Raw genomic sequence first — 13,680 nt, forward strand, 5'->3', positions numbered from 1 at the left:
TCTCTACGGAGAAAAGAAAGACAGGGTAGTACTGATCCGACAGTTTCGGTATCCGCTGGGTGGTTATGTGTATGAACTGCCGGCCGGACTGGTGGATCCGGGAGAGAATTATCACACCGCAGCGATCCGGGAACTGAAAGAAGAGACCGGACTGAAACTGGAGCCGATCGTGGTGGATGATATTTATCAGAAGCCTTATTATACATCCGTCGGGATGACCGATGAGTGCTGCGGAACGGTTTACGGATATGCTTCCGGCGAGATCAGTAAAAAATACATGGAAGACAGCGAGGAAATCGAAGTGGTTCTGGCAGACCGGAAAGAAGTGGCACGGATCCTGAAAGAAGAGCGGGTGGCGCTTTTGTGCGCCTATATGATGATGCACTTTCTTCACGATGAAGAACCCTTTGCGTTCTTACATGCCAAAGAAAAATAAATCCGTACCAGGTGCATAAAGCGGGTCAGTAATATTCACGAAAAAGAGACAGAGGAGAAAAAATATTATGGAATACTGGGATATCTACGATGAAAAGAAACAGAAAACCGGCCGTACGATGAAGCGAAACGACTGGAACATGAAACCGGATGAATACCATCTGACGGTGCTTGGTGTGCTGAAACGTCCGGATGGCCGTTATCTGATCACCCAGAGAAAGCTGGACAAAGAATGGGGTGCCGGCTGGTGGGAAGTACCGGGAGGCGGAGTCAACGCGGGAGAAGATTCCAGGGACGCAGTGATCCGCGAGATCCGCGAGGAGACCGGAATTGATGTGAGCCAGGCTGCAGGCGGCTACGCATTTTCCTATAAACGGGTGAATCCGGAGGAAAAAAACAACTATTTTGTGGATATCTACAAATTTATTCTGGACTTTGTGGATAACGATGTGAAAGTACAGCCGGAGGAAGTGGAAGGCTTTAAGATCGCCACACTCGAAGAGATCCGGGCATTTGCCCAGGAAGGGATTTTCCTGCATTATGACAGTATGAAAGAAGTATTCGACTAGAGCGTGTTTGAAAAATCATTTCCGCAATCTGCAAGCCCCACTTTGCGGTATATTTTACCCTCGTTCGGTTGCCGTAGCCCGCTACGCCGCCCTCATTCGGATAAAATCTCCCACAAACTGGGTCTCGCAGCTCACGAAAAGCCTTTTTCAGACACGCTCTAGCGCAGGAAGAAGAAAGGAGAGTCGTTACATCCGAAAGGGCAAAACGGCTCTCTTTTCACGAGGAAGATTTGAATTTAAGATTCAGCGTAATATATATTTCGGTTACTTCTTCTTACGATTGTATTTCGAGTATGAAAATGGTATGATAAATATAATATATAAAAAAATTGTAACTATTCAGTAGGCAGTATGCCGGAAGGCGTTTGACCTGAATATGCCAAAATCCCGAGACATACAGTTAAAACGCATTTGGCTTGTAACTGTGAAGGTACTGAACGGTTACGAAATCGCAGGAGGTAGGGGTTTATGTCTGACAAATTATATGAATTGATGGATTGGCCGGAAATTGAGGCAGTTGTATATTCTGAAGAATATGCGCCGAGAGAGATCCTCGGACCACATGTAACCGGTGACGGAGTGCTGATACAGTGCTTTTTTCCGGGGGCGGACAAAGTAACAGTGAAAATGACAAAAGACGGCAGAGAGTATCCGATGAGTAAAGAGGACGATGCAGGATATTTTGCTGTATTACTGAGCGGGAGAAAGATTCCGGAGTATACCTATCTGGTGGAGCAGGAGGGGGAACAGATCGAATGCTATGATGCATATGCGTTTCCCTGTCAGATCACACTGGAAGAAGAACAGAAGTTTATCAATGGTATCTGCTATGATATTTACGAAAAACTGGGTGCACATCCGATGACTGTCAATGGTGTGGATGGTGTGTATTTTGCAGTCTGGGCACCGAATGCGGCCCGTGTCAGTGTGGTTGGAGATTTTAACCACTGGGATGGCAGAGTATACCAGATGCAGCGCCTTTCGGTATCGGGAATCTATGAGCTGTTTATCCCACAGATTCCGGTAGGGTCTCTGTATAAGTATGAACTAAAATTAAAAGACGGTCTGACTTACCTGAAAGCCGATCCTTATGCAAACCAGGCAGAACTTCGCCCGGCAACTGCTTCGGTGGTGGCAGATCTTACACAGTATGTCTGGAAAGATCAGACATGGATGAAGGAACGAAAAAAGATTCAGACAGAGGATGCCCCGATGTTCGTCTATGAGATGCATCTGGCATCCTGGAAAAAACCGGAAGACGGAAGAGAATTCTATAATTACCGGGAACTTGCACCGATGATCGTGGCTTATGTCAAAGAGATGGGATATACACATGTGGAACTGATGCCGGTGATGGAACATCCGTTTGATGCCTCCTGGGGCTATCAGGTGACCGGCTATTATGCACCGACCAGCCGCTACGGCTCACCGGAAGATTTTATGTATTTTGTGGATACGCTCCATCAGGCGGGTATCGGTGTGATTCTGGACTGGGTACCGGCGCATTTCCCACGGGATACCTTCGGACTTGCCAACTTTGACGGAACCTGTCTGTATGAGCATCTCGATCCGAGACAGGGGTATCATCCACACTGGGGCACACTGATCTACAATTATGGAAGACCGCAGGTGAAAAACTTCCTGATTGCCAACGCACTGTTCTGGACAGAAAAATTCCATGCAGACGGTATCCGCTTTGATGCAGTGGCTTCCATGTTGTATCTGGACTATGGAAAGAACGATGGGGAATGGGTTGCAAACATCTACGGCGGCAATGAAAATCTGGATGCTGTGGAATTGTTAAAACATCTGAATTCTATCTTTAAAAAGAAACATCCGGATGCTCTTCTGATAGCAGAAGAGTCCACAGCATGGCCGAGAGTGACAGGAAGTGTGGACACGGAAGATGGTCTGGGATTTGATTACAAATGGAATATGGGATGGATGAATGATTTCGTCGGCTATATGAGTAATGATCCGTATTTTCGTGGTGCACACCATAACGAACTGACATTCAGTATGGTTTATGCTTACAGTGAACGGTTCATGTTGAGCTTATCCCATGATGAAGTGGTACACCAGAAAGGATCGCTGTTGGAGAAGATGCCTGGAACCGAGGATAAAAAGTTCGCAAATCTGCGTGCGGCGTATGGCTTTTTTATGACACATCCGGGTAAAAAACTTCTGTTTATGGGACAGGAATATGGTCAGGTACATGAATGGGCAGAAAATAAAGCTCTTGACTGGGAAGACCTGGAAAAACCGGCACACAGACAGATGCAGAACTATACGAAAGCCCTGATTCAGCTTTATAAGACGCATCCGGCACTGTGGAAACTGGACTATGATCCCGATGGATTTGAATGGATCAACTGCGTGGAATGGGAAAAGAGTATGGTGACTTTTCTTCGAAAGTCCAAAAAACAGGAAGATACACTGGTTGTTATTTGTAATTTCTCGGATGTTGCTTATGAGGAGGAACTGGTAGGTGTTCCGTATGCAGGAAAATATAAAGAAATCCTGAACAGTGATGCAAAAGAATACGGTGGAACCGGTGTGGTCAATCCACGTGTAAAGATTGCGAAGAAAGAAGAGACGGATGATCGTCCGTATACGATCAAAGTAAAAGTTGCACCGTTAAGCGTAGCAATTTACAGCTTTACAAAAACAGCAGCAAAGACATCTACCAACAGAACGGCAAAAACAGCGAAAAAGACAGCCGGAAAAGCAGAAAGAAAGATGCTGTCTGCAACTGAGGAAAAAGAAGGACTTCGTAAAGTCATCCAGCAGAAGCTGGAGACGGCTGAGAAGAAAGGTGCAGAAGAGAAAGAAAAACGCACAGCAAAAGAAGCAGAAGCTGCGAAGAAGCCAAAAGAGAAAAAGACGGTAACAGCTAAAAAGGAGACTAAGACAGAATGACGAATGCAATAAAGGCGCTGGCTCAGTGGAAGGGGAGTATTCCACAGGACGGACTTCTTGATTTTGTGCTGAAAGTCATCCTGGCGCTGATCGTTTATTTTATCGGAACAAAACTGATCGGATGGCTCTGCAAAAATCTGCGGAAACATCTGGTAAAATTCGGAAGTGATGAGGCAGCAAAAAGCTTTCTTTTATCAGGAATTAAGATTGGGCTGCATCTGATCCTGATCCTGACGATTGCCGGAAATCTTGGCGTGGACAAGACTTCGGTGGCTGCACTTGTAGGTTCTGCCGGCGTGGCGATCAGTTTGGCTTTGCAGGGTGGCTTATCCAACTTTGCAGGCGGACTGATCATCATGTTCCTGCGCCCGTTTTCCGTTGGCGATTACATCATCGAAAATGGGGAAAAGACCGAGGGAACGGTACAGAAGATCGAACTGTACTACACTACGCTGATGACCATCGACAGCCGTCGGATCGTGATCCCCAATTCTGTGCTGACAAACGACAGTATCACGAATGTAACGGCAATGGAAAAAAGAAGACTGGAGATCAAAGTGGGAATTTCCTATGAATCCGACCTGCTTTTGGCAAAACAGATTCTCCGGGAACTGATCGAAAAAGATCCGGAACTTCTGGATCGGGAAGAAACTCAGGTTTTTGTGGATGAACTGGGGGACAGTGCAGTGATCTTAGGGCTTCGTGCCTGGGTAAAAACAGAAGAATTCTGGAATACCAAGTGGCGTATGAATGAACAGATCAAACTGGAATTTGATAAGAGGGGCATTCGGATTCCGTATCCGCAGATGGATGTGCATATGCACCGGTGAAAGGGAAATATAAAGAGTTTACAAAGTGTAAAAAAATATTAAGAGAATTGAAATTGTATTCCTCGACAAATGGTATATAATTATCCAGAAAAAGGATATACTTGCAAAACGCAGACAGAGCGCGGTGTGTATACAGAAAGGGAGTAAAAGAATAAAGGGGAATCATGGCACAAAAGAAGGGTAAAAAAAGAAAAAAGAAGAAACAGAAAAAAGTAATCATCAGCGTATATCTTTGCCTGATCCTGTTGCTTGGAGTGGCAGCAGCGTATATATGGATAAGTAATTATTACAAAATCCATTTTTATAAAGATACGTGGATCAACGGACAGGACTGCAGCGATAAGACAGCTTCGGAAGTAAAGGAGCTTCTGCAGGAAAAAATCAGTGAATATACACTGAACATCACCACGAAAGAAGGGGAAACATATACTGTTACCGGACCACAGTTTCATCTGACGTATGTGGATGACAATGGTGTGGATCAGTTACTGACAGATCAGAAACCACTGGAGTGGATTCTCCATGCGTTCCGGGGAGGTAAGTATGAAGTATCGGCGAATACCACCTACGAAGAAGATGCGGTGGAACCGATTTTAAAAAGCCTTCCGTTTATGAGCGAGGCAAATATGGTACAGCCCCGGGATGCGGCACTACAGGAAACTGCAGATGGGTATAGGATAGCCCCTGAGGTGGAAGGTAATGCGGTGGATGAAGAAAAAGTTATTTCTCTGGTACAGGATGCCATACAAAATGGCACGACAGAACTTTCTCTGGTGGATCAGGACTGTTATCTGAAACCGGCAGTGTATCAAAATGATGAATCTCTGAACGAACAGATGAATACGCTGAATTCGCTGACCGGTGCAAAACTGACTTATACAGTGAAAGGTACCGTATCCACGATTGATCATGAGGTGTTAAAATCCTGGCTTGTACAGGACGAAAACGGCAATTATTCTATTGATGAATCGAAGGAAAAGGCGTTTATTGAGCAACTTGCGGATCAGATTGATACCTATGGAAAGTCCAGAAAATTTACAACTCACGACGGTGCACAGATCACACTGGCAACCAACAGATACGGCTGGCAGGTAGACCGGGAAAAATCCCTGGAAAACCTGAAAACGGCACTGGCTGAAGGAAAAGAGCAGGAGATGGAACTTTCTTACAGCCATAAGGCAAAAGGAACAAGTGATAACGATCTTGGCGATGTCTATGTAGAAATCAGCATCGACAGGCAGACAATGTGGTGCTACAAAAACGGACAACTTGTGGTGGAGACTCCGGTGGTTACCGGTGATATATCAAAAGAAGGAAGAGCCACTCCGAAAAACGGTTGCTGGCCAATCTTCTGGAAGACCACAGAATACACCATGAAGGGGCCAAAAGATGCGAACGGGCAACCGGAATATACGGCTTTCGTTCATTACTGGATGCCATTTAACGGTGGCGTCGGTATTCATGATCTGGCGAGTCGTGGTAATAATTTTGGTGGTGATATATATAAAACCAATGGCTCCCACGGATGTATCAATACTCCGCTGGAAGCTGCAAAAACTATCTACGAGACAGTATCGGTGGGAACACCGGTAATTGTATATTAAGCATAAGGAAAAGCAGGTTTCTGAACGATAAGAAAAAAGGATTGGAAACCTGGACAGAAAGTAAGGAGACCAACTATGATTGCACAGGAATATAAAAAGATGTTAGGAGCAAAATCCGTAATCCGTGAGATGTTTACTTACGGAACCGAACGGGCAAAAGAGATCGGAAAAGAGAATGTATTTGACTACAGTCTCGGTAATCCGTCTGTGCCGGTTCCGGAAAAATTTACAAAGAAAATGATCGAACTGCTGGAGACGGAAAGCCCGGTAGCCCTTCATGGATACAGCCCGAGCCTCGGTATTGACAGTGTACGTGAGGCGGTAGCGGTATCTCTGGAAAAACGTTTCGGTCTGCCATATAAAAAAGAACATATTTTCATGTGCTCCGGTGCGGCAGCAGCTCTGGCACATGCATTCCGTGCAGTAACTGTCCCGGGAGATTCCATCCTTACTTTCGCACCGTTTTTCCCGGAATACAACCCGTATGTCAATCTGACAGGAGCAAAACTGAAAGTTGTTCCGCCGGATCTGAAAGGATTCCAGATTGACTTTGAAAAATTCGAGACCATGCTGACAAACGATGTTACCGCAGTTCTGATCAATACGCCGAATAATCCGTCCGGTATTGTATACACCACCGATACAGTCAGAGAACTGGCGCGGATCATGGAGAAAAAAGCAGCAGAATACGGTCATGAGATATATCTGATCTCAGATGAGCCGTACCGTGAGATTGTTTTTGAGGGTGTGGACGCACCGTTTATCGCGAAGTATTATCCGAATACCATCACCTGTTACTCCTTCAGCAAATCGCTGTCCCTTCCTGGAGAGAGAATCGGTTATGTGGCAGTGTCACCGAGCTGTAATGAGGCGGAAACCATTGTAGATATGTGCGGACAGATTTCCCGTGGTATCGGGCATAATTGCCCGGCATCCCTGATCCAGCTTGCAGTGGCTGATTGTCTGTACGATACCGCAGACCTGTCAGTATATGAGAAAAATGCAAATATTCTTTATGATGCCCTGACTGGTATGGGATTTGAGATCGTACGCCCGGGCGGAACCTTCTACATGTTCCCGAAAGCTCCGGAACCGGATGCGGTTGCATTCTGTAAGAGAGCAATGAAACAGGATCTGCTGTTAGTGCCCGGTGATACCTTCGGCTGCCCGGGATATTTCCGTATGGCTTACTGCATCGAGACGGAGAAGGTAGAACGTTCTCTGTATGCATTCCGAAAACTGTAAAAGAAATAAGAGAAGATATAGCAAAAGAAAAGGTGGTGGAACAGAGAAGTTCCATCACCTTTTCTTAAAAGTCAGTGACTGTTCAGCAGGTAGATAACGAAAAAACGCCCACCACCTGAAAATAAATGGCGAACGTTTCTGAAAAGCTGAAAATGGGACTTGAACCCACGACCCCTTCATTACGAGTGAAGTGCTCTACCAACTGAGCTATTTCAGCCTGTGAATCAATACAAAAGATATTATATATGATTTGTATGGAAAAGGCAAGACTTTTTGTGCATTTTCATGAAATTTTTTGAAAAAACAGGAAAACTTGTTAAAATCAGAAGGGAATGAGAGGATACCGGAACCGGGGTTGGACTTTGAAATATGTGAAAGAGTATGCTATAATGCCAGAGTGAAAAATAAAGAATAAGAAGGATGTCGGAACAGACAGAAATGAGGATAAAAATGAAAACCTTAGTATTGGCAGAAAAACCTTCTGTGGGAAGGGACATTGGCCGGGTGCTTCACTGTACTCCGCAGGGAAACGGTTTTTTGGAAGGAAAGGATTATATCGTTACCTGGGGACTGGGACATCTGGTAACCTTAAAAGACCCGGAAGGATACGATAAAAAATATAAAGAATGGAAGATGGAAGAACTTCCGATTATGCCGAAAAAACTGGAAACGGAAGTGATCCGACAGACGGCAAAACAGTTCCAGACAGTGAAAAAACTGGTACAGCGACAGGATGTCAAAGAAATCGTGATCGCGACGGATGCCGGAAGAGAGGGAGAACTGGTGGCACGCTGGATCTTAAAAGAAGCAAGAAACCAGAAACCGTGCCGGAGACTGTGGGTGTCTTCCGTAACAGACAAGGCGATCCGGGATGGGTTTGCCCATCTGAAAAACAGCAAAGAGTACGACCCCTTATACCGGGCGGCGGTGTCCCGTGCGGAAGCGGACTGGCTGGTCGGAATCAACGCCACCAGAGCACTGACCTGTAAATATAACGCACAGTTATCCTGTGGTCGGGTACAGACTCCTACGCTTGCGATGATCCAGGCGAGAGAAAATGAGATTCGACGGTTTGTACCGGAAAGTTATTATATGATCACAGCAAAAGCAGACGGTATTACTTTTACCTGGAAAGAAGGAAAAACAGGCAGCCTTCGTACCTATCAGAAGGAGCGTGCCCAGGAGATAAAAAAGGAATGTGAGAAGCACAGTCTGATCATCAGAAAGACAGAAAAGAAAGAGAAAAAAGTTTATCCACCGCTGCTTTATGATCTGACCGAACTGCAGAGGGATGCGAACAAACGGTTTGGATTGTCTGCAAAGGAAACTCTGAATATTATGCAGCGTCTCTATGAAAATCATAAAGTACTTACTTATCCAAGAACAGACTCCCGATATCTGACTTCGGATGTCGTCGGAACCTTATCCGAGCGTCTGGATGCCTGTGCGGTCGGTCCGTACCGGAAGATGGCACTGACAGTAAAAGCACAGCACCCGGAGACGAAAAAATGGTCTTTTGTGGACAATAAAAAAGTATCCGATCATCATGCTATCATCCCGACAGAACAGTTTGTGGATCTGACACATATGACAAATGAGGAACGAAAAATCTATGATCTCGTGGTGCGCCGCTTTTTAAGTGCGTTCTGTCCGCCGTGCAGATACGAAGAGACAGTTATTTATGCAGAGAGTGGAAGAGAACAGTTCGTTGCCAGAGGAAAAGTCATGATAGACGAAGGATTCCGTCAGGTACAGGAGATGAACTGTGAGGATGAGGATGAGTTCTCCCGTGATATGAAAGATCAGATCCTTCCGAAAATCGGTCAGGGTATGGAGTTTAAGCAGGTGCAGGTGGATATCCGGGAAGGAAAAACCACGCCGCCGCCACGATTTACTGAGGCAACACTGCTTTCGGCAATGGAAAATCCGGTAAAATACATGGAGAACAAAGACCGTGAGATGGTAAAAACCATAGGAGAAACCGGAGGGCTGGGAACGGTTGCCACGAGAGCGGATATTATTGAAAAATTGTTTCACACCTTTTTGCTGGAAAAGAAAGGAAATGAGATTCATATTACATCTAAGGCAAAACAGCTTCTGGAGTTAGTGCCGGAGGATCTGAAAAAGCCGGAACTGACTGCAGAGTGGGAGATGAAGCTTTCAAAAATCGCAAAAGGAGAGCTGGATGACCGTGTATTTATGAATGAGATCCGCGGCTATACAAAAGAGCTGCTGCAGGAGATCCGCAGGGAAGAGGGAACCTTCCGCCATGAAAACATGACAAATAAAAAATGTCCGAACTGCGGGAAACGATTACTTGCCGTCAATGGAAAGAATGCGAAACTTCTGGTGTGCCAGGATCGTGCCTGCGGATACCGGGAAACTGTATCCCGGACAACGAACGCCAGATGCCCGATCTGCCACAAACGGATGGAAATGATCGGAAAAGGGGACGACAGTATGTTTGTCTGCTCCTGCGGACACAAAGAACGCCTTTCCAAATTCCAGGAGCGACGGAAAAAAGAGGGCGGAGGTGTATCCAAACGGGATGTGCATGCGTATATGAAGAAACAGCAGAAAGAGGCAAAAGAACCGGTGAATTCCGCATTTGCCGATGCACTGAAGAATATCCGGCTGAACTAGGAGGGAAAGATGCAAAAAGAAGATATTCGGTTACGACAGGTGATCATACATATTATGGATTCTACGATGGGGATGCCGGTTCTGTCTGATCAGGTGATTGATTTCGGATCAGATTTCGGGGATTTTCTGCGGGCGCATATTTTCCGGCTGTTAGAGAGCGATGATATGAAAAAATGTTCTTTTGATGAAGATTCTAAGGTACAGGCAGAACTGGAAGCGTACAACGAAGAAAACTTTATCCCGGTCAGTCAGAAACTGGGGGAACTGCTTTACGGTGTTATGAATAAAAATATTGACATTCCGCCGGCGGATCTTCTGGTGGTAGAATATGAGGTGGAACAGCAGCATTTTCTGGCCCTGTTAAAGATGAACTATAAAACGTATTATACCCACATGACGGACTCGGATCCATGGGGAAACAGCAATTCTGTCATCAAACAGAAGGCGATCCTGCCGGGAGAAAATCAGAAACTGGCAGAGGCGGCACTGATTGATATGACAGATAAAAATCTGAAGATCATCGAGAAAAAATATGATGTCAACGGAGTAAAAACAAATTATTTTTCTCAGCTGTTTTTACAGTGCCACGGTTCTTTGTCACCAAAATCCAAACTGGCGATCGTGGCAAAAGCAGTGGACGATGTGCAGAAAAAGTTTTATCATGAGTCCGAGCAGTTTGAGGTGCAGATGGAGACAAAAAGTATCATCAATCAGGCACTGGAAGAAGATGGGGGCTTTGCCGTGCCGGTACTGATCGATAAGATTTTCAAAGAACAGGAAGAGATGAAGGAACAGGTGATTGAAAAGCTGGAAAAATACCATCTGACGGAGACGGAAGTGGAACCACAGAATCCGGCGACGACCAGAAAATACGGAAAACAGAATCTGATCACCGATACCGGTATCGAGATCCGTATCCCGATGGAACAGTATCAGAATAAAGATAAAGTTGATTTTATCACGAATCCGGACGGAACAATCTCGGTATTAATAAAAAATGTAGGAAGTATTATCAGTAAATAAATGTAACTATTCAGTAGTCACTGTCCCGCGAAATGTTTTGGCATGAATATGCCAAACCACTGAGACATGCAAGCCAAAATGCCATCACCGAAGGTGATTTTCAATGCATTTTGGCTCGTAACTGTGAAGGTACTGAACAGTTACAATAAAATAATAAATAAGAGACAAAGAGGGTTATGAGTGTGAAGAAAAAAACAGTGTTGCTGGCGCTTATGCTGGCGGGAGTCATGGGACTGTCCGGCTGCAAAACCTGGGATGTGGTCTGTGATATACTGGCTGTCGGAACGACAAAAGTGGAGAAGGATGACGGACCGAAAGTAGATCTTGAGGGAGAGACACCGGAGGTAAAAGATGATGACAGTACGGATCTGGAAACGGCAGACAGTAAAATAACTTCCGGAAATGACGAAAAAGAGAAAGACACAAAAAAGAATACCACAAAAGGCAGTGATAGGACGGATAAAAAGAGAGTGACGATGCCTTCCGGGACACCGGAACCAAGTCATACAACGACGACGACACCAACACCGACACCGTCCGGAATAGAAAAGAAAGAGAAAAGCGGTCATATGATCACCTGCACCTCCCCGGTCAACGTCCGTGATGCGGCAAGCAGTCAGAGCCGTGTGATCGGTGAACTTGCCAAGGGAGATCAGGTAGAAAAACTTGGTGAGGACGGCGGCTGGGTAAAGATCCGCTATCAGGGTCAGGAAGCCTGGGTATACGAAGATTATATGTCAGAGAAGAACAGCAGGAAAGAAGAAACAAAGACAGAAAAATCGAAACAGACAGATCATTCTGCCGATAAAAAATCAGAAACCTACAGTTTTGAAAGTGATGAGAAGGTACAGACGGATTGACAGGTTTATCATAAGAATTTACGGAGGGCATGCTTTTTGGCATGGAAAAGACTATGGCGAAAAAGAGAATGACAAAAAAGGAAAGAATGCGTCAGAGAAGACGGAGACAGAGAATGATGTTTGGCGGTGGATTACTGCTTGTGGCGGTTGTGTTTACTGTGATCCTGCTTCTGCTCGGTTCTAAAGGATGCGGAACATCAAAAGCAGAGGGAGATGAGGTTGAAGCCGTACCGTCTGCGGAGGCCACTGAGGCGCCGACGGCCGAACCGACACCGACGCCAGAGCCGGTACCATCGGTCGACATCAGCGATATCAACAGCCGGTCCGGGATTCTGGTAAGACTTTCTGACGGTAAAGTGGTGGCAGAAAAAGATGCAGATGCAAAGATTTATCCGGCATCCATGACGAAGATCATGACAGCAGTTGTCGGTCTGGAAAATCTGTCGGATCAGAATGAGACGATCACGATCGACAGGGATACTTATGACCGGTTGTATACCGAAGGAGCTTCTCTGGCAGGCTTCGGAGCTGGAGATGAGGTAAAGGCAATCGATATCCTTTATGGTGTGATGCTTCCTTCCGGCGCGGAGTGCTGTGTGGGACTGGCTCAGCATCTGTTTGGATCTGAGGAAAACTTTGTGGCAAAGATGAATGAAAAAGCGGCAGAACTTGGCATGGACAGTACACATTTTGTAACCTGTACCGGACTGCATGATGAAAATCATTATACAACAGTGCGTGATCTGACCAAGCTGTTAAGTTACGCACTGCAGAATGATACATTCCGACAGATCTACTGCACCTCAGAATATACGACAAGTGCTACAGCATCCGCACCGGAAGGTCTGCATTTTCTGAGTACGATGTTCAAGAAGATGGATTCTCCGGAGGTAAATGGCGGAGAGATCGAAGGCGGTAAGACCGGATATACCGGCGAAGCAGGACAGTGTCTGGCAAGTCTTGCCAAAGTAGATGATGTAGAATACATCCTGGTGACTGCAGGAGCCCCGGGAGGACCTTCCACCGAGCCATACCATATCGAGGATGCAAAAGCTGTCTATAATCGTATACAGGCAGGAGAACAGGGATCTGCAGCAGATACGGCCGCTGATTCACAGGATGACCAGGCAATGACAGAGACGGACGGAGCTGCCTGAGAGATTTTAAGGAAAAGTTAAGAAAAAAGAAGAAAGATTCGTCAGAAGTGTATGGTATGATAAGATCATCAAAAGAGATCTTACTATACTAACAGGTTTGAATAGACAGAAGCGTTTTCCGTGCGGCCGCATGGAAAACGCTTCTTTTGTGTATACTTTTTGTGTACAGACAAAAAAAGACCCGAAAGCGTCAGCCTCCAGGTCTTTTTCTCAAGTTAAGGGATGCAAATATTATGCTCTTTCAACTTTGCCGGATCTCAGGCAAGAAGTACAAACGTACATTTTCTTAGCTCCACCGTCTACCTTAACCTTTACAGATTTTACATTGGATTTCCACATTTTGCTAGATCTTCTATGGGAATGGCTCACGTTGTTTCCGAAATGAGCACCTTTTT

General features: G+C 45.5%; 13 protein-coding genes and 1 tRNA gene. 11 read left to right on the forward strand and 3 right to left on the reverse strand.

Features of this window, described 5'->3' with window-relative positions; all coding sequences use genetic code 11:
- Together MSA64_RS04770 and MSA64_RS04775 are read left to right on the forward strand one after the other, a co-directional pair.
- Positions 1 to 436, forward strand: a 436-nt coding sequence (locus MSA64_RS04770; RefSeq protein ID WP_287890806.1) for an NUDIX hydrolase, incomplete at its 5' end; no start/stop codon positions are given.
- Between the two features lie 67 nt (positions 437 to 503).
- Positions 504 to 1,004: an NUDIX hydrolase gene (locus MSA64_RS04775; RefSeq protein ID WP_117524871.1), complete on the forward strand. Its 501-nt coding sequence runs from the start codon at positions 504 to 506 to the stop codon at positions 1,002 to 1,004.
- Here MSA64_RS04775 and MSA64_RS11970 read toward each other — a convergent pair.
- On the reverse strand, positions 916 to 1,155 hold the full coding sequence (locus tag MSA64_RS11970; protein WP_334302745.1) for a DUF6783 domain-containing protein: 240 nt from the start codon (positions 1,153 to 1,155) through the stop codon (positions 916 to 918). The genes MSA64_RS04775 and MSA64_RS11970 overlap by 89 nt on opposite strands.
- On the opposite strand from MSA64_RS11970, the gene MSA64_RS11975 reads away from it, so the two are divergent.
- The 5 genes from MSA64_RS11975 (at position 1,054) to MSA64_RS04795 (ending at position 7,602) form a co-directional block, all read left to right on the forward strand.
- Entirely contained in the window at positions 1,054 to 1,350 is a 297-nt protein-coding gene (locus tag MSA64_RS11975; protein ID WP_334302746.1) for a DUF6783 domain-containing protein, read from the forward strand. The genes MSA64_RS11970 and MSA64_RS11975 overlap by 102 nt on opposite strands.
- Positions 1,351 to 1,472: 122 nt before the next feature.
- Complete coding sequence (gene glgB / locus MSA64_RS04780; RefSeq protein WP_287890809.1) at positions 1,473 to 3,923, forward strand: 1,4-alpha-glucan branching protein GlgB; 2,451 nt, start codon at positions 1,473 to 1,475, stop codon at positions 3,921 to 3,923.
- A complete protein-coding gene (locus MSA64_RS04785; RefSeq protein ID WP_277663476.1) occupies positions 3,920 to 4,753 on the forward strand; it encodes a mechanosensitive ion channel family protein in 834 nt (277 codons plus the stop codon). The genes glgB and MSA64_RS04785 overlap by 4 nt, the downstream gene beginning before the upstream one ends.
- Before the next feature lie 164 nt (positions 4,754 to 4,917).
- The gene (locus MSA64_RS04790) at positions 4,918 to 6,357 is read left to right on the forward strand and encodes a L,D-transpeptidase family protein (protein ID WP_277663477.1); all 1,440 of its coding nucleotides are present in this window, start codon (positions 4,918 to 4,920) and stop codon (positions 6,355 to 6,357) included.
- A 75-nt stretch (positions 6,358 to 6,432) separates the two neighbouring features.
- The gene (locus tag MSA64_RS04795) at positions 6,433 to 7,602 is read left to right on the forward strand and encodes a pyridoxal phosphate-dependent aminotransferase (RefSeq protein ID WP_154432123.1); all 1,170 of its coding nucleotides are present in this window, start codon (positions 6,433 to 6,435) and stop codon (positions 7,600 to 7,602) included.
- 144 nt (positions 7,603 to 7,746) lie between these two features.
- On the opposite strand, the gene MSA64_RS04800 is transcribed toward MSA64_RS04795, so the two are convergent.
- Positions 7,747 to 7,819, reverse strand: a tRNA-Thr gene (locus MSA64_RS04800).
- 233 nt (positions 7,820 to 8,052) lie between these two features.
- Between MSA64_RS04800 and MSA64_RS04805 the strand changes: the two genes are divergently transcribed.
- From MSA64_RS04805 to MSA64_RS04820, 4 genes are all read left to right on the forward strand, one after another.
- Complete coding sequence (locus tag MSA64_RS04805; protein WP_277663479.1) at positions 8,053 to 10,245, forward strand: DNA topoisomerase III; 2,193 nt, start codon at positions 8,053 to 8,055, stop codon at positions 10,243 to 10,245.
- Positions 10,246 to 10,254: 9 nt separating this feature from the next.
- Positions 10,255 to 11,268 carry a nucleoid-associated protein gene (locus MSA64_RS04810; protein ID WP_117524579.1) on the forward strand — a complete coding sequence of 338 codons (1,014 nt, stop codon included), beginning with the start codon at positions 10,255 to 10,257 and terminating at the stop codon, positions 11,266 to 11,268.
- Between the two features lie 182 nt (positions 11,269 to 11,450).
- Complete coding sequence (locus MSA64_RS04815) at positions 11,451 to 12,128, forward strand: SH3 domain-containing protein (RefSeq protein WP_205839931.1); 678 nt, start codon at positions 11,451 to 11,453, stop codon at positions 12,126 to 12,128.
- A 68-nt stretch (positions 12,129 to 12,196) separates the two neighbouring features.
- Positions 12,197 to 13,285 carry a D-alanyl-D-alanine carboxypeptidase family protein gene (locus MSA64_RS04820; RefSeq protein WP_277663480.1) on the forward strand — a complete coding sequence of 363 codons (1,089 nt, stop codon included), beginning with the start codon at positions 12,197 to 12,199 and terminating at the stop codon, positions 13,283 to 13,285.
- Positions 13,286 to 13,516: 231 nt separating this feature from the next.
- On the opposite strand, the gene rpmB is transcribed toward MSA64_RS04820, so the two are convergent.
- Positions 13,517 to 13,680 (reverse strand): 50S ribosomal protein L28 (gene rpmB / locus MSA64_RS04825; protein WP_287890814.1); only part of this gene is annotated, 164 nt, incomplete at its 5' end.

The sequence above is a fragment of the Oliverpabstia sp. genome (genome assembly GCF_022785585.1).
Lineage (GTDB): Bacteria > Bacillota > Clostridia > Lachnospirales > Lachnospiraceae > Oliverpabstia > Oliverpabstia intestinalis.

What these genes read in the sequence shown, in the direction of transcription:
- MSA64_RS04775 (WP_117524871.1), top strand. Translation starts at nt 504, where the DNA reads ATGGAATACTGGGATATCTACGATGAAAAGAAACAGAAAACCGGCCGT.
- glgB (WP_287890809.1), top strand. Translation starts at nt 1,473, where the DNA reads ATGTCTGACAAATTATATGAATTGATGGATTGGCCGGAAATTGAGGCA.
- MSA64_RS04785 (WP_277663476.1), top strand. Translation starts at nt 3,920, where the DNA reads ATGACGAATGCAATAAAGGCGCTGGCTCAGTGGAAGGGGAGTATTCCA.
- MSA64_RS04790 (WP_277663477.1), top strand. Translation starts at nt 4,918, where the DNA reads ATGGCACAAAAGAAGGGTAAAAAAAGAAAAAAGAAGAAACAGAAAAAA.
- MSA64_RS04795 (WP_154432123.1), top strand. Translation starts at nt 6,433, where the DNA reads ATGATTGCACAGGAATATAAAAAGATGTTAGGAGCAAAATCCGTAATC.
- MSA64_RS04805 (WP_277663479.1), top strand. Translation starts at nt 8,053, where the DNA reads ATGAAAACCTTAGTATTGGCAGAAAAACCTTCTGTGGGAAGGGACATT.
- MSA64_RS04810 (WP_117524579.1), top strand. Translation starts at nt 10,255, where the DNA reads ATGCAAAAAGAAGATATTCGGTTACGACAGGTGATCATACATATTATG.
- MSA64_RS04820 (WP_277663480.1), top strand. Translation starts at nt 12,197, where the DNA reads ATGACAAAAAAGGAAAGAATGCGTCAGAGAAGACGGAGACAGAGAATG.